Here is an 18,543-nt window from a genome sequence, read left to right on the forward strand (position 1 = left end):
CTGACTCCACAAGCACCCACACGAATTGCTTGATTCAGTTGTTAAAGAGCGGTTGGTTAGCTTTCGCTGAACCGAGGCGCGCATTCTACAGCAGCCTCTGTTGCTGTCAAGCGGTTATTTTAAGATGCTTTCAAAGTTTCCTCTGTAACATCAACCACTTGCGCTTTCGATCTCTCGTTAGCGGGAGGTGAATTCTACAGCGTTGCACGCTGCTGTCAACACCTCATTTCCTGCTTCGATGACTTGAAGCTGACACCACCGAAAACCAATCCAACTCATTGAAACTCAAGGAGTTTTTCGTTTCGACTGCGCCGGAAGTGGGCGAATTATAGGCCGTTACAGATCTGAGTCAAGGGTTAATTTTCACTCTTGATACCGATATCGGTTTCTTCTTATATAGACGCGGAATTCGACTCATTACCACGGGTATTCGCAGCATCAGCAGGCACACACCTATAAAGGCATAAATCGACCATTCCTTGAGGTCCGCCCGCACAATCCACAGCATATGCAGCAACCCCAATCCTACAACCACATACACCAGACGATGGAGTTTCTTCCAGCGCGCACCCAGCCGCCGCTGACTGTATCGATTTGAAGTCACTGCCAAGGCCAGCAAACACAGAAAACCCAGAGCACCCACAATAATGTAGGGCCGCTTGCGCAACTCCACACCCAGCTGCGACCAGTCAAACCCAAGCACGAAAGTCAGGTATGAACACACATGCAGCACCACATAGGCAAAACACCACAAGCCTATCTGGCGACGCACTGCAATCCATCCAGGCCACCCCGTAAGCTTTTGCATCGGCGTCATACTCAGTGTTACCAGCAGCAGAATAAGCGCCCCCAACCCCAGCCTATCAACCAGCACCTTTCCCGGATCCGGGCCCAAGGCAAAGATCCAGGCTTCATAAAGCCAGTACAAAGGCCACACAGCCGCTGCTGCAAAGACCCCAATACGCCAAGAAAGGAACTTCATCAGTAGTTCTTCCGTAAATCGAGACCCGCATATAAAGAAGCCACTTCATCCGCGTACCCGTTAAACATCTGGGTATCACGCACATTAGGACTGAACAGGCCGCTCGGCAGACGCCGCTCACGGGCCTGCGTCCATCGCGGATGATCGACCTGCGGATTCACATTTGCGTAGAAGCCGTACTCATCCGCAGCGATGCTCTGCCAAGTGGTTTTCGGCTGTTCCTCCACCAGGCTGATTCTCACAATGGATTTCACACTTTTAAACCCGTACTTCCAAGGCACGACCAAACGTAGCGGCGCTCCATTCTGATTCGGCAATTCGCGCCCATACATGCCCACTGCCAAAATCGCCAGCGGGTTCATCGCTTCATCCAGACGCAACCCCTCAACATAGGGCCAGTCAATCAAGGCGAAACCCGAGCGCTGCCCCGGCATGACCTTCGGGTCCTGCAAGGTTTCAAAGCGTATGTATTTGGCTTTCGACGTCGGCTCCACCTGCTTGAGCAATGCCGATATGGGAAAGCCCATCCATGGAATAACCATTGACCAGGCCTCTACGCAACGCAAACGATAGATCCGCTCCTCCAACTGATAAGGCTTCATGAAGTCTTCAAGGGCATAGCGACCCGGCTTGCCCACTTCCCCATCCACTACCACCGTCCAAGGCTCGGTTTTCAAGGCACCAGCATTCTGCGCCGGATCCCCCTTGTCGGTCCCGAACTCATAGAAGTTGTTGTAGTGCGTTGCGTCCTTGAAAGGCGTGATCGCCTCACCGCTAACCGTGACAGCCTGCCATTTGGTCTGCGGGAGCTTATCGGCAAACCAGGCCGGCGCCCTGCCCGGCTCGACATCCGCGTAACGCACCGCATCTTCGGCGCTGGCCCAACGCGGTAGCGCGCCCACAGCCAATCCGGCAAGCGAGCTGCCAAGTAATGCACGACGGGAAAAATAGAAGGATTCAGGCGTAACGTCCGACTCTTTGCAGTCGGACGCCTTAGGAAGCTTGATAAGCATGACAACTCCGCAGTATTGGAGGACTGATGCACCAATAGACTACGGAGTATGGGAGAAATTACATCACTCGGCGTTTTTGTTACGGCGCAAACGCAACAAGTACTGGATAGGTCCCGATGCCGCATACGCCAGGAATGCCAACAACAGGATGCGCGGCGGGTCGCTGAACACAACAGCAAACACCAACACTACCGCCAGGATGGCTACGAAAGGAACGCGCCCTTTCAAATCCAGCTCTTTAAAGCTGTTGTACTTGATATTACTGACCATCAGCATACCGGCTGCAGCCACCAGCAACGCAACCAGGAACGACATTTTCGAACCCTGGATTCCGTAATCACTGAACGCCCAAACGATACCCGCCACTACGCCAGCAGCAGCCGGACTGGCCAGACCTATGAAGTAACGCTTATCCGCTTTACCTACCTGGGTGTTAAAACGCGCCAGACGCAATGCGGCCCCGGCGACATAGATGAAAGCCACCATCCAGCCCACCTTGCCCATATCACCCAGGGCCCAGCCAAAGGCCAGCAATGCAGGCGCAACGCCAAAGGCAACCATGTCCGACAAGGAATCGTACTCGGCGCCAAAAGCACTTTCAGTATTGGTCATACGGGCTACGCGGCCATCGAGACCGTCCAGCACCATTGCGACAAAGATCGCGATAGCAGCAAACGCAAAATACTTGCTTGCTCCTGCAGCATCACCCGCACTCATCGCGCTTTGCGCACTCATGGAGCTGATGATCGAATAAAAACCGGCGAACAGGTTCGCGGTGGTGAACAGGTTCGGCAGCAGATAGATACCACGATGCCGGACTTTACGGCCTTCGGCGTCATGCCCTTCTTCGACATGCTCATCGATAGGCAGCAGGCTATCGGCGTCTGAAGCCGCTTTTGGCTCTTCGGGACGTTCGCTCATGGACATTACCTTGCAACGATATGGAAAGTTTCGGTGGAAGCTTGGGGCCAGCACACACCCGCAAACGATCCTGCTTTATACCAGAAGCTGTCGCGTAAACGAAAAAACGCGGCCTAGGCCGCGTTTTCTCTACAGGCTAAAACTTAGTTCTTTGTTTGATCGACGATTTTATTCGCGCCGATCCAAGGCATCATCGAGCGCAATTGCCCGCCGATGACTTCGATACCGTGAGCGGCGTTGTTACGACGCTTGGCGGTCATCGATGGGTAGCCAGTAGCACCTTCGGTGATGAACATCTTCGCGTATTCACCATCCTGAATGCGCTTCAGAGCATTACGCATTGCCTGACGGGACTCTGCGTTGATCACTTCAGGACCGGTTACATACTCACCGTACTCGGCGTTGTTGGAGATCGAGTAGTTCATGTTGGCGATACCGCCTTCGTACATGAGGTCAACGATCAACTTCAACTCGTGCAAGCACTCGAAGTAAGCCATTTCTGGCGCATAACCTGCTTCAACCAGGGTCTCGAAACCGGCTTTAACCAGCTCGACAGTACCGCCACACAGAACAGCCTGCTCGCCGAACAGGTCGGTTTCGGTTTCGTCCTTGAACGTGGTTTCGATGATGCCGGTACGACCGCCACCAACGCCAGCAGCGTATGACAAGGCTACGTTTTTGGCGTTGCCCGACGCGTCCTGATAGATCGCGATCAGGTCAGGGATGCCACCGCCTTTTACGAACTCGGAGCGCACGGTGTGACCCGGTGCTTTTGGCGCGATCATGATCACGTCAAGGTCAGCGCGCGGTACAACCTGGTTGTAGTGGATAGCGAAGCCGTGGGAGAAAGCCAGTGTGGCTCCCTTCTTGATGTTCGGCTCGATTTCGTCTTTGTATAGCGCCGACTGGAATTCGTCCGGGGTCAGAATCATGACCAGATCTGCAGCGGCAACAGCGCTGGCAACGTCAGTCACTTTCAGGCCGTGAGCCTCAGCCTTGGCGACAGTGGCCGAACCTTTGCGCAGACCAACAGTAACGTCAACGCCGGAGTCTTTCAGGTTGCAGGCTTGGGCGTGACCCTGGGAGCCGTAACCGATAATGGCTACTTTTTTGCCCTGGATGATCGAAAGGTCGCAGTCTTTGTCGTAATAAACTTTCATGATTTTCCCTTATATCCAGGCCATTCAGGCCAATTAGCATTTGTTAGTTTTAGATGCTGAGTACTTTGTCGCCACGGGCAATCCCGGTGACGCCACTGCGAACTGTTTCAAGGATCGAGGCGGTACCAATCGACTGAATGAAACTGTCGAGCTTCTCACTGGTTCCTGTCAACTGCACGGTGTACACACTGGCGCTGACATCAACGATCTGCCCACGAAATATGTCCGTGGTGCGTTTGATTTCTGCGCGCTGTGCACCCGTTGCCTTGACCTTGACCAACATCAGTTCACGCTCGATATGAGCACTTTCCGACAGGTCAACCAGCTTGACCACTTCGATCAGCTTGTTCAGGTTTTTAGTGATCTGCTCGATCACTTCATCATGGCCCACCGTGGTCAGCGTCAGACGCGACAAAGTCGGGTCTTCGGTTGGCGCTACAGTCAGGCTTTCGATGTTGTAGTTACGTTGCGAGAAAAGCCCAACAACGCGAGACAAGGCGCCCGGTTCGTTTTCAAGAAGCAAGGAAATAATGTGCCGCATGATTAAGTACGCTCCGTCTTGCTCAGCCACATGTCGCGCATGGAGCCATCTTTGATCTGCATCGGATAAACGTGCTCACTGGTATCAACCTGAATATCCAGGAACACCAGGCGATCCTTCATGGCAAAAGCTTCTTCCATCTTTGGCTTCAGGTCTTTCAGATCAGTGATCCGGATACCTACATGCCCATAAGCCTCAGCCAGCTTGACGAAATCAGGCAGCGACTCCATGTACGAATGCGAATGACGACTGCCGTAGTTCATGTCCTGCCACTGACGCACCATTCCCAGCACGCCGTTGTTGAGGCTGATGATTTTTACTGGCAAGCCATACTGCAAACACGTCGACAGTTCCTGAATGTTCATCTGAATACTGCCCTCGCCTGTTACACAGGCAACGTCAGCCTCAGGGAAACTCAGTTTTACGCCCATCGCCGCCGGGAAGCCGAACCCCATCGTGCCCAGGCCGCCAGAGTTGATCCAGCGATTAGGCTTGTTGAAGCGGTAATACTGGGCCGCAAACATTTGGTGCTGACCCACATCGGATGTTACGTACGCATCACCCTTGGTCACTTCGCAAAGCATCTCGATAACAGCCTGAGGCTTGATCTTGCTGCCGTCACCCTTGTCATAAGGGAACAGGCCGCGATCGCCACGCCATTCGTCGATCTGCTTCCACCAACTGGCAACTGCCTCAGGATTTGGCTTCTCGCCAATGTCCTTGAGGATTGCGACCATCTCGGTGAGTACACTCTCCACCGGACCCACGATCGGTACATCGGCCTTGATGGTTTTGGAAATGGACGCCGGGTCGATATCGATATGGATGATCTTGGCGTTCGGGCAGAACTTGGACGGACCGTTGATTACGCGGTCATCAAAACGTGCGCCTACAGCCAGAATCACATCAGCATTGTGCATGGTCATGTTGGCAGTGAAGCTGCCATGCATGCCGAGCATCCCGACGAACTGACGGTCAGTGCCAGGGTAGGCACCCAAGCCCATAAGCGTATTGGTTACAGGCACGTTGAGCATTTTTGCCAGCTCGGTCAGCGGTGCCGAACCGCCGCCCAAAATAACGCCGCCGCCTGCATAAAGCACAGGGCGCTTGGCTGCCAGAAGCATCTCTGCCGCCTTGCGAATCTGGCCTGAGTGGCCACGCAAGGCCGGGCTGTAAGAACGCAGCTTGGCTTTTTTCGGGAAAACGTATTCGAACTTCTCGGCCGGGTTGGTCATGTCTTTCGGGATATCGACCACAACCGGACCAGGACGGCCGGATTGAGCGAGGTAGAACGCCTTTTTCATGACCTCAGGGATTTCCGAAGCATGCTTGATCATAAAGCTGTGCTTCACGATGGGCCGGGAGATACCGATCATGTCGGTTTCCTGGAAAGCATCAGTCCCGACCATGGTGCTAGGCACCTGACCAGAAATGATCACCATCGGAATGGAGTCCATGTAGGCAGTGGCAATCCCGGTAATGGCGTTGGTAGCTCCCGGTCCGGAAGTGACCAGAACTACACCGGCCTTCCCCGTTGCACGGGCATAGCCGTCAGCCATGTGGGTAGCCGCTTGTTCGTGGCGAACCAGGATGTGGGTAACTTCCGGTTCTTTGAACAAAGCGTCGTAGACATGCAGCAGAGCACCACCAGGGTACCCGTAGATATATTTGACACCTTCGTCGCGCAAAAAGCGCACGAGCATCTCACCGCCAGATAAAAGCTCCACGTTGTTCACCTCTAAAACGCCAGAATACCGTTCACAAAAATACGAACGGGTCTTAATAGGTTTACTTTTCAGCAGAGCATGAGCGACGGTGGTCGCCGACTACGTCAGCACTGACTGAGCAAGTATTGGGAGCTCCCCAAGTGTTGCGGGGGTTTCCCACCCAGCGCGAGGTAACGCGTTGCGGGTGTAGCAGGTCGGCGCGGGTGTGCGCCTCATGATCTGCTGAGAGGGTCTGCTTCTGGCAGTCCCTCTACAGCGGGACTTCGATTCTTGTCATTAGGCCTGCCCAAGTCAAGCCATCTATGAGATTTATTTTCATAAATTGACAGGAACGCACAAAAAAACGCGCGAAATGACAGAAACTGACAAGAAAATGGATGGCTGACAGTAAAAACTGGCAGCCATGACCTCAGGCGGAGGGGCTAATCAGCAGATCAAAACCTTCGAAGTGCTTGAGCAGTGGCTTCCAGTTTCCGCGACGCTGAGCAAAAACCTGATCAGCCATATGCCGAATACCCGAAACATTTGGCAGTGGCAGGCCCTGCTCAACAATGACTTTCATCTTCGGCAGGAAGATCCACTGCACCCACAGTTCAAAATCGAGCCGGTCGACGCTGAACGGCTCCTGGCTGGACAAGTCGTGCTCCGTAGGAACCTTGTCGCTCCACAACCCCTGCATGCGCATTTCCTGCTCGATGAGCAACAAGAACCCGGCGACTTCAGGAGTACGGGAATCCATGACCATCAGAGGCTGACCTTGGCTTTTTGACGGGCCAGTGCAGCGCCTGCAGCATCGCCCTGTTTCTCACGCGCCTGGGCAATCAAGCCCCACAGGCTGGCTTGCAGGTCCGGACGACCATTGGCGAATGTCAAACCGCGACGGGCAAACTGCTCCGCCTGAGCGGCGTCACCTTGTGCCATCCGCACTTGCGCCAAGCGATAGAGTACTTGCGGCTCACGAGGCGCCACGCGCTGAGCACGCTCAAGACTCGACGAAGCGCCATTCAAGTCACCGCTCGACTGTTGCTGCTGAGCCGTGGTGAGCAACGCCAGCACTGGACCATCCAGCTGCTCGTCGGCAGCCAGAACGCCGCTACTGCTCGATGGAATACCGCTTGGCGTAATCGGTGCCGGGGCGCTGTACGTATTACCCGGTGTATAGCTGCCCGTGCTGATCGGCGCTGCCGCCGGGCCAGGCGTAATCGGTCCGGGCGTGAACGGCTGAGTGCTGATCGGCGTAGATACGCTTGCAGCGCCACCCGGGATCATCACGACAACGCCCGAGTCCTCGGTAATCGTGCGCGCCTGAGCGGCACGCGGCGCGGTGGCCTGTGGATAATTTCCAGCCGTACGCTGGGCCGAAACTCGTTCGTTATTCGACACCGCCACACCAGAATCGACCACAGGGATCGAACCCTGAGGCACGCTGGCACAACCATTGAGCAAAGCCAGGGCTGAAACAGCCGCAATCCACAACTTATTCACGTAAAACCCTCTTTGCTTAATTCAACCAGCCCTTGACCCAATCCATCACGGCCTCACCTGAAGCAGGCGCCTGCCCGCCACAACTGGTCCCCGCTGGCGGCTCACTGCCGCGAATATACGGCATCTGTACCGCGCCAGGGCAGCTGGCGTCAGATCCTTGACCCGTATGCGGATCAATCCAGGCCTGAACAATGTTATCGGGCTGAGGCATATCGAGCGGCAGCGGGTCAGCTTTCTTCATAAAGCTGGTCCACACCTGCAGAGCACCGGTTGCGCCGGTAAACGGCGTTTTGCCGTTGTCGTCGCGACCCAGCCAGACCACTGCCAGCAAGTCCTGGCTAAAACCTGCGAACCAGCTGTCACGCGAATCGTTACTGGTACCGGTCTTGCCTGCCAACGCAAGATTCCTGGGCAGTACGTTATAAACCGAACGCCCCGTACCTTCGCGCATTACATGCTGCATCGCATTCTGGATCAGGAAGATAGAGCCCGGATCGAAGCGTTGCTGGATCTGGAACGGATAGCGCTTGAGTGGCTCGCCTTCTGCTGTCAGTACACTGCGAATCCCGCGCATCGGCGTATTAAAGCCGCCGTTGGCCAAGGTCTGATACATGGTCGCCACTTCCATCGGGCTCAATGCACCGGCACCCAGCAACATGGACGGGAACGCCGGGAACTGACGCTCAACCCCCAGTCGCGCCAAGGTCTTGAGCACATTAGGCACGCCGACTTCCTGCCCCAGTCTTACAGTACCCAGGTTGTAGGAGTTCATCATCGACTGGTAGAGGAAAACTGTGCCATGAGAACGCCGATCATAGTTCTGAGGCTTCCAGACCTGACCGTCCGCGCCTTTGATCGACAACGGATCATCTGACAGCCAACTGGTCAGCGTGTACTGACTCGGCCGCTCAAGCGCCGTGAGATACACCGCAGGCTTGATCAACGAACCGATAGGCCGTACCGCATCCAGGGCACGGTTAAAACCTGCAAAGCGCGGTGCACGGCTGCCGATCAGGGCCTGAACCTCACCGGTTTCGGGATTCGTGACCACCATTGCGGCTTCCACTTCATCCGAACCCTTACGCCCGGTCAGACGCTTGAAGGTCTCACCCATTGCGGCTTCAGACTTCATCTGCAGGATCGGGTCGAAGCTGGTAAAAATCCTCAACCCCTCTTCGGTCAAGTCTTCGTCTCGATAATCTTCACGTAACTGACGCTTTACCAGATCCAGAAAACCCGGGAACGAGCTGTCTGCCAGGCTGCCACGTGTGGTCACGCCCAGTGGCATTTTCTTGGCAGCAGCCACTTGCTCAGGCGTTGCAACACCTTGCTGCTCCAGCAAGTCGAGTACCAGATTACGGCGAACAAGCGCTCGCTCAGGGTAGCGTCGCGGATTGTAGGCAGATGGCCCTTTGACCATGCCTACCAACAGCGCCACTTGATGCAACTTGAGCTCGGCCAGCGGCTGGCTGAAGAAGAACTGACTGGCCAGGCCAAAGCCGTGAACAGCCCGTTGACCGTCTTGACCTACAAACACTTCGTTGAGATACGCCTCAAGGATTTCGCGCTTGTCGTAATGCATCTCAAGCAACAAGGCCATCATCGCTTCAGTCAACTTGCGGCTCAGACTGCGCTCGTTGGTCAGGTAGAAGTTCTTGACCAACTGCTGGGTCAATGTGCTGCCGCCCTGACGCATTTGCCCGGCCGAGGTATTGACCCACATGGCACGTGCGATCGACTTCGGCGACACGCCAAAGTGATGATAAAAATCGCGATCCTCTACCGTTACCAGCGTCTCAAGCAGAAACGGCGGCACTTGATCGATATTGATCAGGATCCGGTCTTCGAGGTTTTTCGGATAGAGGCCACCGATCAGCAACGGCTCAAGGCGCACTACAGGCAGCTTGGAACCATTGGTCGATGACAGCTCTGCTACATAGTCACCAGAAAAACGTACACGTACCGGCTGTGCCTGTTCAGCACCTTCATAAAACTGGAAGCCACGGGTATTGAGGTCGACCGTGTTGCCATTGACTGCTGCGGCACCAGGGCCATTGGCCACGCTTTCACGGCGGTAGCCCAGCGCATCGAGCTCCGTGAGGAAGTCATTCTTGCTCAGCTTCTGGCCGACGAACAGCTCCAGCGGTCGGGCATACACCTTGGCCGGGATGGTCCAGCGCTTGCCGGAGAACTTCTCCTGCACGATGGCATCCAGATAGACGGCAAAACCTGCCAGCACCACCAGACCGACCAGACTGAGCTTGATTGCCCAGCCCAGCCAGGGCCGAAGGCCGCCAGAAGGACGTTTGGAACGAGAACGAGGAGATCGGGTACGAGTCATGGCGCGAGATTATACGCACTTTATTCATGTTCATCATGCGCAGCCCGGCGGTTTGCACTCCCGCTATCAGCCGCCATAATGGCGCATCGAATTTTCCAGACCTTGAAGGATCAACCGTGAGCCAGAACCTGATTGCCGCCCTGCAAAACCCGGACCTCTACCCCCATGAAGTCGATGGGTTTCAGGTTATCGAGACGCACATCTCCTGGGTCATCCTTACGGGGCCGTACGCCTACAAACTTAAGAAGCCCGTCAACTTTGGCTTTCTGGACTTCACCGAGCTCAGCGGTCGCGAGCACTTCTGCAATGAAGAGCTGCGCCTGAACCAGCGCCTGACCGAAGGGCTGTACCTCGACGTATTGCCGATCACCGGTACTGCCGAAGCGCCAGCACTGGGCGGCGAAGGCCCGGCCATCGAATATGTGCTGAAAATGCGTCAGTTCCCGCAAAGCCAGCTGCTGAGCACCTTGCAAGCCAACGGCGAACTCAATGCCGCCCATGTCGACGAAATGGCCCAGCAGATCGCCCAGTTCCACACTCAGGCGCCCCACGTTCCTGCTGAACACTACCAAGGTACTCCAGAAGCCGTGATGGATCCTGTCCGTCAGAACTTCGATCAGATTCGCCCATTTCTTTCGGACAAAGCTGACCTGCTGCAACTGGACGCGCTCCAGGCCTGGGCAGAAGCAAGCTTTACCCGCCTCAAGCCGTTGTTCGAGCAGCGCAAGGCACAGGGATTCATCCGCGAATGCCACGGTGACATTCACTTGGGCAACGCCACCATCATTGATGGCAAGGTAGTGATTTTCGACTGCATTGAATTCAACGAGCCTTTCCGCTTTACCGATGTGTATGCCGACACCGCTTTTCTGGCGATGGACCTTGAAGACCGTGGCCTGAAGTCGCTGGCTCGACGGTTTGTCAGCCAGTACCTGGAACTGACAGGCGATTATCAGGGCCTGGAGCTGCTGAATTTCTACAAAGCCTACCGTGCACTGGTTCGCGCCAAAATCAGCCTGTTCAGCATGCCAGCAGAAGCCAGCCCTGTTCAGCGCGCGGCCACACTGCGTCAGTACCGCAATTACGCCAATCTGGCGGAAAGCTACAGCACTATCCCTTCACGCTTCCTGACGATCACCCACGGTGTTTCGGCTGTAGGCAAAAGCTCAGTCGCCATGCGCCTTGTCGAGGCACTGGGGGCGATTCGTCTGCGCTCAGACGTTATCCGCAAGCAGTTGTTCGGACAGCAGACCACTGAAAACGCGGTAGGCGATGGCATTTACAATGCCGACGCCAGCACTGCTACCTACAACAAGCTGCATGAACTGGCTGGCATCGTGCTGCGTGCGGGTTTCCCCGTGGTGATCGACGCTACCTACCTCAAGCGTGAACAGCGCGATGCCGCCGCTCAAGTAGCAGAAGCCACCGGCGTGCCTTGCCTGATCCTTGACTGCACAGCGCCAGACGCCGTGATCGAAGGCTGGCTGGCCCATCGCAAGTCCATTGGCACCGACCCTTCTGACGCCACTCTGGAAGTAGTCAAGGCACAGCAAGCCAGTCGCGAAGCCCTGGGCGCCGATGAAATCCTGCGCAGCAAATGTGTTGAAACCCACAACAGCAAAAGCCTCGACACCCTGATCGCTGATATTCGCCAGCGCTTGCCAGGCCTGTAAGGATTCGCGCCAGCCGTGAAACCGCAATGGTTTCACGGCTCACTTAAGCACCGGTGAAATTGAGTTGCCTTCAGTGTTCGTACTCACCAGCACTGCCGGCAATACAATTACGACACCCGATCCAGCACACATGCAGTGCAAGGGATCATGCAGGGTTGCACCACCTCAGACGCTCTATCCCCTACGCCTCCGCCATCTTCTGACAAAATCCTTGTTGTTTAGAGCCAATCCTTTGTTCCAAAACCGACTAACGGACTGCGGTTTTCCTACTGAGCGCTACACTTCGTAGAATCAAAATGCCCCATAAACGCTGAGCTCACGCCGTCGCAAGGAGAGCTGATGAATGATGAACTCCAGCATTTGAAAAATCTTGGGAAGACCTCAGCGCAATGGCTTCACGCTGTTGGTATTCACAGCGCCTCGGACTTGAGACGTCTGGGGGCTGTTGATGCATATCGAGCAGTAAAGGCCCGGGGCTTCAGGGCTTCTAAAGTATTGCTGTATGCGATTGAAGGAGCCTTGCTGGATGTTCACTGGAACGATATCCCCGCGCAGCGCAAAGAAGAGCTGAACCAGCAGGTGGATCACCTGGCCACGTTGAAAAAAGCCTGAAGTGACTCATTCCCAACTCGCACGATGAACGGTAAAAATCAGTTGTTGACATGGTAATGAGAATTGTTATGATTACGCCATCTGGTCGCGAGACCAGTCGATCTTCTGAAAGGCCCTTGGTTCGGACTCTCAGAAAATCTCCTCATCAGGCTAATCACGGTTATTTGACCCGGCTCTTGCCGGGTCTTTTTTTGCCTGCCGAAAAGCGCCAGCCAAATGACTGACGCTACCTGCTCAGCGGGCAATCACCATCGGGCAGCCCAGCTCCGGGTGGGGCTGCACTAAAACGTCCAGACCAAAAACGGCTTTTAGCGCGTCCGGCTGCAGCACCTTTTGCGGACAATCCAGGGCACGGGGACGTCCCTCCTCAAGCAACAACAGACGATCGCAGTAACGCGCGGCAAGATTCAGGTCATGGAGGATGATCAGTACCGCCGCTCCGCGGTCCGCGAACGCACGAATGGCCTTGAGCGTCGTGTGCTGATGCAAAGGGTCAAGCATGGAGGTCGGCTCATCGAGCAACAGGGTTTGCCCGCTTTGACCTGGCCATAATTGCGCCAGCACCCTCGCCAGATGCACCCGTTGCCGCTCACCACCCGACAACGCCAGATAGCTGCGCCCCGCCAAGTGCTCAACGTCAGCCGCCTGCAACGCTGCGTGAATGATTTCTGAATCGCGGGTCCGACCTGTCTGATGTGGCAGTCGCCCCATACCCACTACTTCTTCAACACGAAAGGCGAAATCCAGGGTAGAGGTTTGCGGCAAGACCGCAAGACGCTGGGCCCGTTGCGCGCCCTTGAAGTTGCCCAGGACTCGCTGGTCCAGCCAGACCTGCCCCCCACTCGGAGCCAAGTCCCCGCACAACGCGGCCAGCAGTGTGCTTTTACCCGCGCCATTGGGGCCCAGCACGCCCAGCACTTCACCCGGACGTACATCAAGAGTGACATCCGCCAGCACGATTTTCCGGTCACGACGGATCTGCAGATTCTCCGCACGCAGCATCAGTGGCGACCTCGCAACAGTAAGTAAAGGAAGAACGGCGCCCCAAGGAATGCGGTAACAATCCCGATGGGCAGCTCTGCCGGTGCCAGGGCCAGTCGTGCAATCAAGTCGGCAAACAGCAGTAACGCTGCACCTGCCAGCACGGAAGCAGGTAACAGCACGCGGTGATCAGGCCCTGCCAGCAGCCGTACCAGATGCGGCACCACCAGCCCGATAAAACCAATCATGCCTGCCGCCGCCACAGCAGCGCCCACACCCAAGGCCGTGCAAAAGACCAGCTCGCGCTTAAGGCCTTCGACGTCGATCCCAAGATGATTGGCCTCCGACTCTCCCAACAACAGCGCATTGAGCGCACTTGCTCGCCGAGGCAACCACAAGGCAACACCCGCAGTAACAATCAACAAGGGCCACAACCGCGCGTAACTGGCGCCATTAAGACTACCCAGATTCCAGAAAGTCAGGGTGCGCAATGTCGCGTCATCTGCCAGATAGGTAAACAATCCGACCGCCGAACCGGCCAAAGCTGTAAGCGCGATCCCCGCAAGCAACATGACGGCGACATTGGTCTGACCGTTGCGCCGCCCCAGCCGATACACCAGTGCCGTTACACCCAACCCCCCGAGGAATGCGCATAGCGACAGCAAATAGGGTCCAATAAACTCTGGCAGCCCGCCAAACGCAGATCCGCCCACAATCGCAATCGCCGCACCCAAGGCTGCGCCGCTGGACACACCGACCAACCCGGGGTCGGCCAACGGGTTACGGAACAACCCCTGCATGGCTACACCTGACAACGCCAGCACACCGCCAACTGCCAACCCCAGCAATGTCCGAGGCAAACGAATCTGCCCCAGGATCAGTTCGGCCTGCTCCAGACCTTCGCCCTGTATCGGTATGCCCAGCAACCTCAGTGCAGCGCGCAGAGTGTCAAACAACGGCAAGCTCACAGGCCCCAGCGCCAGCGACAACCACGTCGCCAACAGGCACAGGGCACTCAGGCCTATAAACAATGACCGGGGTTTAACCAGGGTCCTCATGGGTTAGCCGGGGCCGCGGGATAAAAGTCTGCTGTCAGTCGCTTCAAGCTGGCTGGCAATCGTGGCCCCAGCCCACCCACCAGCAGTGTTGGGTCCAGCTCGTACACGCGGCCATTTTTAGCCGCACGGATAGACGCCAATACCGGGTTTTCCTTGAACAGTGCCGTGCGAGCCGCCTCACCTGTCAAACTGCGATCCGCAAACACCAAAACTTCAGGATTGAGCCCTGCCAGCGCCTCCACAGAAAACGGCTTGTAGCCGGTGTGGGTGGCCAGGTTATGTCCGCCAGCTTGAGTCAGCAGCCAGTCTGCCGCCGTCTCCTTGCCGGCAATCAGCGGTTTGCCCCCCGCGTGCCCCAATAACAACAGCACCCCAGGCTTCTTGTGATCGGCTTGTGCCGCCTTTACCTGCTGCTGATGACGAACAAGTTGTTGCTGGTAGTCATTGAACAGTTGCCCCGCTTGCGCCTCGTTACCCAGCAATCGCCCCAAATGCTTCAAGGTGGCTTCAAGGCTTGCAAGATCGGCCTTGGCCGAAAACATCTCTACCGGCACACCTGCACCGCGAATCTGTGCCAAAACCGGCGGTGGTCCCATCTCGTCAGTGCCGATCAGGACATCCGGTTTCAGGCTCAGGATCCCTTCTGCCGAAAGCTGGCGCTGATAACCGATGCTGGGCAGCGACTTGAGTGATTCAGGATGTTGGCTGGTGGTATCGACCCCAACCAATTTAGACTCCGCGCCCAGCGCGCTGACCCACTCCGAAAGCGCTCCACCCGCGCTGACCCAGCGTTGTGGCAACTCGCCAGCCAGGCTGGCATGACTGATCATAAGGCCTGCACAGAGCGAAATCAGGCGGGTACTCAGGCGCATACAGGGGCATTCCTTGAAAAAGAGGGCTCAACGGGACAAGGGGATTGTCACGCCGTGAAAACAGCACATCGCAGAGCAAGCCGCCATTTGATAATTGTTTGCATTTGCACGTCAACCTCTTAACCCACGCTGAAACACGTCAACCACACAGCCGTTTGGCTGCTATTAAGGATTGCCATGAAGTTTTTATGCCCCTCACAGGCACTAAGCGAAGGCGCCAGCCGTGGCTTCGAGCTGGATGAGCTGAGCCTGCTCGTCATTCGTCGTGAAGGCCAGGTGTATGCCTACAAAAACCGCTGCCCCCATCGCGGGGTAACACTGGAATGGCAACCGGATCAGTTTCTCGACTCAAGCGCCAGCCTGATCCAGTGCGCGACTCACTCGGCACTGTTTCTGATCGAAAGCGGTGAATGCGTTGCCGGGCCTTGCGCCGGGCAGTTTCTGACAGCCCTTGACTGCCGTGAAGACAGTCAAGGGATCTGGATTACGCCACAAGTGTCAGAGGATGACGTCTAGTCGGCGATCAACCACCACTCCATCAGGCGTCAGGCTTACGCCATACGCCAGTACTTGCACCCCGGCAGCGACCGCCTCGCGCAACGCTGCCGCGTAACCAGGGTCGATCTCCTGAGCCGGACGCACCGCATCGATACCCGTAAGGTTGACGCAATACAGCTGAACGGCACGCACCCCTTCACGCGCCAGGGTGGCAAGCTCGCGTAAATGCTTGGCACCACGCTGCGTAACAGCATCCGGAAATGCAGCGACACGAGAATCGTCAAAACCCAGGGTCACACTCTTGACCTCTACAAAGGCAAAGCCTTGGGGGTATTCCAGGCGGAAATCAATCCGGCTTTTTTCCTGGCCGTAAGGGACTTCACGCTTGAGTGCAGTGAAGCCATCAAGCTCAGTAATCACCCCTGCCAACAACGCCTCCTCGATCAAGTGATTGGCTCGCGCGGTATTCACGCACGCCAACCGCCCTTGCGGGGTTTGGCTGATTTCCCAGGTGCCCGGCAATTTGCGCTTGGGATCATTGGAGCGGCTGAACCAGACCTGACCACCTTCGACCATGCAATTGAGCATGGAGCCCGTATTCGGGCAGTGGATGGTCATCAATTCGCCAGTGGTGGTTTCGATATCCGCCAGGAAACGCTTGTAGCGCTTGATCAGCCGCCCTTCTTCCAGTTCAGGTGAAAAGCGCATCAGCCTTTCCAGCTCTTGAGGCCAAGGGCGATCCGCTCAACGGCCTCCTGCAGACGCGGCAAACTTTGAGTGTAGGCAAATCGTACATGGTGCCCTGACTTGAAGCGCCCAAAATCCAGGCCCGGCGTAAAGGCTATGTGCTGGGTTTCAAGAAAGTGCTGGCAAAATGCAAACGCATCGCCGCCAAACGCGCTGATATCGGCGTACAGGTAAAACGCACCCTCTGGCTCTACCGCAATACCAAAGCCAAGCTCACGCAAGGCCGGCAACAGAAAGTCACGACGCCGCCCGAATTCGGCCCGACGCTCTTCCAGAATGGCCAGTGTCTGCGGCTCAAAACAGGCCAGGGCCGCGTACTGAGCCATGCTTGGCGCGCTGATATAGAGGTTCTGTGCGAGCTTCTCCAGATCAGCCACGGCTTCAGGCGGCGCCACCAGCCAGCCCAAACGCCACCCGGTCATGCCGAAATACTTGGAAAAGCTGTTGAGCACAAACGCGCTGTCATCGACTTCAAGCACGCTCGTCGCATCGCAGCCATAGGTCAGGCCATGGTAAATCTCATCCACTACCAGATGCCCGTTGCGGGCCTTGATCGCCGTAGACAGTGCCGCCAGCTCATCACGGTTCAAGATCGTACCGGTAGGGTTGGCCGGGGATGCCACCAGCGCACCTACACTGTCTTGATTCCAGTAGCGCTCGACCAGATCCGACGTCAGTTGATAGCGCACCTCCGGGCCAACCGGCACCAATTGCGCTGCTCCCTCTACCAGACGTAGGAAATGTCGATTACAGGGGTAGCCAGGATCTGCAAGTAGCCAGTGTTTTCCGGGATCGACCAGCAGGCTGGATGCAAGCAACAAGGCGCCAGAACCACCTGGAGTGACAAGAATCCGTGAAGGATCGATGTTCAATCCATAACGCTGCTGATAGAACCCGGAGATCGCCTCGCGCAGCTCCGGCAGGCCACGGGCTGCGGTGTAGCGGGTTTTTCCGGCAGCCAGGGCGGCCTGCCCCGCGGCAATGATCGGCTCAGCCGTGGTGAAGTCCGGCTCCCCGATTTCCAGGTGAATCACATCGTGCCCCGCAGCCTGAAGCTCGTTGGCACGCGCCAACAAGGCCATCACGTGGAACGGTTCGATTGCGCGGCTGCGCGCACTGTAAGACTGAGCCATGAGCCTGCCTTCCTGGGTAAGCAAAAGCCTGATTCTACCCAAGCAGTGCCACAAGGGAGAGCTAATTACTGTCTTAGGCAAGCGTCCTATAGAACCAAACAACCCAGCCTTTGGTCATAGCTCGACTAAAATTAATATTCAGGCACTAATCTCAAGCACCACAGGCTCTGTACACAACCACTGACAACGGGCTAGACATGCGGGAGTAGCGCAGCCCGATTTGATCTGGTAAGTTCGCCCGCTTGCAGCCGCAGGGCCGGCAGGTGCCGGTGATGTTGCAATCCTGCGCAATGGATTAGAAGAATGAGAGGCGGTCCATTTCATGCCCACACAAGCAAAGCAACAGAATACTCAACTTAGCGGCTTCGAACCCTACGTTGAAAAGAAGGGCGAAGAGTACATGGGCGAGCCCATGCGCAAGCACTTCACCAAGATTCTGCAAAAGTGGAAACAGGACTTGATGCAGGAAGTCGACCGCACCGTTGATCATATGAAAGACGAAGCGGCAAACTTTCCTGACCCATCCGACCGCGCTAGCCAGGAAGAAGAGTTCAGCCTGGAACTGCGCGCCCGTGATCGCGAGCGCAAGCTGATCAAGAAAATCGACAAGACCCTCCAACTGATCGAAGACGAGGAATACGGCTGGTGCGAATCCTGTGGTGTCGAGATCGGTATTCGTCGACTCGAGGCCCGTCCTACTGCCGACATGTGCGTAGACTGCAAGACCTTGGCTGAAATCAAGGAAAAACAAGTCGGCAAGTAATCGCTGGCTTGACTGAATGGGGCGTGCGAACGCCCC

General features: G+C 56.2%; 17 protein-coding genes and 1 pseudogene. 4 read left to right on the forward strand and 14 right to left on the reverse strand.

The annotated features are described in order from the left end of the window. Nucleotides 1-349 precede the first annotated feature (349 nt). From msrQ to mrcB, 9 genes are all read right to left on the reverse strand, one after another. The gene (gene msrQ / locus AACY07_RS17925) at nucleotides 350-982 is read right to left on the reverse strand and encodes a protein-methionine-sulfoxide reductase heme-binding subunit MsrQ (protein WP_339476532.1); all 633 of its coding nucleotides are present in this window, start codon (nucleotides 980-982) and stop codon (nucleotides 350-352) included. Beyond that, the gene (msrP, locus tag AACY07_RS17930; protein ID WP_339476534.1) at nucleotides 982-1,995 is read right to left on the reverse strand and encodes a protein-methionine-sulfoxide reductase catalytic subunit MsrP; all 1,014 of its coding nucleotides are present in this window, start codon (nucleotides 1,993-1,995) and stop codon (nucleotides 982-984) included. The genes msrQ and msrP overlap by 1 nt, the downstream gene beginning before the upstream one ends. Before the next feature lie 63 nt (nucleotides 1,996-2,058). Beyond that, nucleotides 2,059-2,916: a CDP-diacylglycerol--serine O-phosphatidyltransferase gene (pssA, locus tag AACY07_RS17935; protein ID WP_019825985.1), complete on the reverse strand. Its 858-nt coding sequence runs from the start codon at nucleotides 2,914-2,916 to the stop codon at nucleotides 2,059-2,061. Nucleotides 2,917-3,059: 143 nt separating this feature from the next. Further along, nucleotides 3,060-4,076 carry a ketol-acid reductoisomerase gene (gene ilvC / locus AACY07_RS17940; RefSeq protein WP_133078273.1) on the reverse strand — a complete coding sequence of 339 codons (1,017 nt, stop codon included), beginning with the start codon at nucleotides 4,074-4,076 and terminating at the stop codon, nucleotides 3,060-3,062. A gap of 49 nt (nucleotides 4,077-4,125) precedes the next feature. Beyond that, nucleotides 4,126-4,617: an acetolactate synthase small subunit gene (ilvN, locus tag AACY07_RS17945; RefSeq protein WP_016783407.1), complete on the reverse strand. Its 492-nt coding sequence runs from the start codon at nucleotides 4,615-4,617 to the stop codon at nucleotides 4,126-4,128. Nucleotides 4,618-4,619: 2 nt separating this feature from the next. Beyond that, nucleotides 4,620-6,344, reverse strand: coding sequence for an acetolactate synthase 3 large subunit (locus AACY07_RS17950; RefSeq protein ID WP_339476539.1), 1,725 nt, complete (start codon nucleotides 6,342-6,344; stop codon nucleotides 4,620-4,622). A gap of 409 nt (nucleotides 6,345-6,753) precedes the next feature. Further along, nucleotides 6,754-7,083 carry a YqcC family protein gene (locus AACY07_RS17955; RefSeq protein ID WP_133078330.1) on the reverse strand — a complete coding sequence of 110 codons (330 nt, stop codon included), beginning with the start codon at nucleotides 7,081-7,083 and terminating at the stop codon, nucleotides 6,754-6,756. 5 nt (nucleotides 7,084-7,088) lie between these two features. Then, complete coding sequence (locus AACY07_RS17960; protein ID WP_339476542.1) at nucleotides 7,089-7,829, reverse strand: tetratricopeptide repeat protein; 741 nt, start codon at nucleotides 7,827-7,829, stop codon at nucleotides 7,089-7,091. A 16-nt stretch (nucleotides 7,830-7,845) separates the two neighbouring features. Next, a complete protein-coding gene (mrcB, locus tag AACY07_RS17965) occupies nucleotides 7,846-10,170 on the reverse strand; it encodes a penicillin-binding protein 1B (RefSeq protein WP_219262448.1) in 2,325 nt (774 codons plus the stop codon). Between the two features lie 116 nt (nucleotides 10,171-10,286). On the opposite strand from mrcB, the gene AACY07_RS17970 reads away from it, so the two are divergent. Together AACY07_RS17970 and AACY07_RS17975 are read left to right on the forward strand one after the other, a co-directional pair. Then, the gene (locus AACY07_RS17970) at nucleotides 10,287-11,843 is read left to right on the forward strand and encodes a bifunctional aminoglycoside phosphotransferase/ATP-binding protein (RefSeq protein ID WP_339476545.1); all 1,557 of its coding nucleotides are present in this window, start codon (nucleotides 10,287-10,289) and stop codon (nucleotides 11,841-11,843) included. A 339-nt stretch (nucleotides 11,844-12,182) separates the two neighbouring features. Next, nucleotides 12,183-12,455, forward strand: a complete 273-nt coding sequence (locus tag AACY07_RS17975; RefSeq protein WP_133078278.1) for a TfoX/Sxy family protein — start codon at nucleotides 12,183-12,185, stop codon at nucleotides 12,453-12,455. Nucleotides 12,456-12,689: 234 nt separating this feature from the next. On the opposite strand, the pseudogene AACY07_RS17980 reads toward AACY07_RS17975, so the two are convergent. The 3 genes and pseudogenes from AACY07_RS17980 to AACY07_RS17990 all read right to left on the reverse strand — a co-directional run. Continuing rightward, nucleotides 12,690-13,409: pseudogene (locus tag AACY07_RS17980) on the reverse strand (heme ABC transporter ATP-binding protein); the annotation flags it as partial. A 47-nt stretch (nucleotides 13,410-13,456) separates the two neighbouring features. Continuing rightward, complete coding sequence (locus AACY07_RS17985; RefSeq protein WP_339476706.1) at nucleotides 13,457-14,440, reverse strand: FecCD family ABC transporter permease; 984 nt, start codon at nucleotides 14,438-14,440, stop codon at nucleotides 13,457-13,459. A 50-nt stretch (nucleotides 14,441-14,490) separates the two neighbouring features. Further along, nucleotides 14,491-15,366, reverse strand: a complete 876-nt coding sequence (locus AACY07_RS17990) for a heme/hemin ABC transporter substrate-binding protein (protein WP_339476551.1) — start codon at nucleotides 15,364-15,366, stop codon at nucleotides 14,491-14,493. A 177-nt stretch (nucleotides 15,367-15,543) separates the two neighbouring features. On the opposite strand from AACY07_RS17990, the gene AACY07_RS17995 reads away from it, so the two are divergent. Beyond that, entirely contained in the window at nucleotides 15,544-15,882 is a 339-nt protein-coding gene (locus AACY07_RS17995; RefSeq protein ID WP_133078282.1) for a Rieske (2Fe-2S) protein, read from the forward strand. Here the strand turns inward: AACY07_RS17995 and sfsA are convergent. Further along, nucleotides 15,865-16,572: a DNA/RNA nuclease SfsA gene (gene sfsA, locus AACY07_RS18000; protein WP_133078283.1), complete on the reverse strand. Its 708-nt coding sequence runs from the start codon at nucleotides 16,570-16,572 to the stop codon at nucleotides 15,865-15,867. The genes AACY07_RS17995 and sfsA overlap by 18 nt on opposite strands. Beyond that, nucleotides 16,572-17,744, reverse strand: coding sequence for a pyridoxal phosphate-dependent aminotransferase (locus AACY07_RS18005; RefSeq protein WP_339476554.1), 1,173 nt, complete (start codon nucleotides 17,742-17,744; stop codon nucleotides 16,572-16,574). The genes sfsA and AACY07_RS18005 overlap by 1 nt, the downstream gene beginning before the upstream one ends. A 322-nt stretch (nucleotides 17,745-18,066) precedes the next feature. On the opposite strand from AACY07_RS18005, the gene dksA reads away from it, so the two are divergent. Continuing rightward, nucleotides 18,067-18,507: an RNA polymerase-binding protein DksA gene (dksA, locus tag AACY07_RS18010; protein WP_016783419.1), complete on the forward strand. Its 441-nt coding sequence runs from the start codon at nucleotides 18,067-18,069 to the stop codon at nucleotides 18,505-18,507. The last annotated feature ends 36 nt before the right edge of the window (nucleotides 18,508-18,543 follow it).

Origin of the sequence: Pseudomonas sp. RL_5y_Pfl2_69 (genome assembly GCF_963970465.1) — a bacterium.
Taxonomy (GTDB): Bacteria; Pseudomonadota; Gammaproteobacteria; order Pseudomonadales; family Pseudomonadaceae; genus Aquipseudomonas.

Excerpts from the sequence above, each read along its gene's own strand:
- ilvN (WP_016783407.1), bottom strand. The coding sequence starts at position 4,617 with ATGCGGCACATTATTTCCTTGCTTCTTGAAAACGAACCGGGCGCCTTG.
- pssA (WP_019825985.1), bottom strand. The coding sequence starts at position 2,916 with ATGAGCGAACGTCCCGAAGAGCCAAAAGCGGCTTCAGACGCCGATAGC.
- msrQ (WP_339476532.1), bottom strand. The coding sequence starts at position 982 with ATGAAGTTCCTTTCTTGGCGTATTGGGGTCTTTGCAGCAGCGGCTGTG.
- ilvC (WP_133078273.1), bottom strand. The coding sequence starts at position 4,076 with ATGAAAGTTTATTACGACAAAGACTGCGACCTTTCGATCATCCAGGGC.
- AACY07_RS17990 (WP_339476551.1), bottom strand. The coding sequence starts at position 15,366 with ATGCGCCTGAGTACCCGCCTGATTTCGCTCTGTGCAGGCCTTATGATC.
- AACY07_RS17955 (WP_133078330.1), bottom strand. The coding sequence starts at position 7,083 with ATGGATTCCCGTACTCCTGAAGTCGCCGGGTTCTTGTTGCTCATCGAG.
- AACY07_RS17995 (WP_133078282.1), top strand. The coding sequence starts at position 15,544 with ATGAAGTTTTTATGCCCCTCACAGGCACTAAGCGAAGGCGCCAGCCGT.
- AACY07_RS17975 (WP_133078278.1), top strand. The coding sequence starts at position 12,183 with ATGAATGATGAACTCCAGCATTTGAAAAATCTTGGGAAGACCTCAGCG.
- msrP (WP_339476534.1), bottom strand. The coding sequence starts at position 1,995 with ATGCTTATCAAGCTTCCTAAGGCGTCCGACTGCAAAGAGTCGGACGTT.
- dksA (WP_016783419.1), top strand. The coding sequence starts at position 18,067 with ATGCCCACACAAGCAAAGCAACAGAATACTCAACTTAGCGGCTTCGAA.
- sfsA (WP_133078283.1), bottom strand. The coding sequence starts at position 16,572 with ATGCGCTTTTCACCTGAACTGGAAGAAGGGCGGCTGATCAAGCGCTAC.
- AACY07_RS18005 (WP_339476554.1), bottom strand. The coding sequence starts at position 17,744 with ATGGCTCAGTCTTACAGTGCGCGCAGCCGCGCAATCGAACCGTTCCAC.
- mrcB (WP_219262448.1), bottom strand. The coding sequence starts at position 10,170 with ATGACTCGTACCCGATCTCCTCGTTCTCGTTCCAAACGTCCTTCTGGC.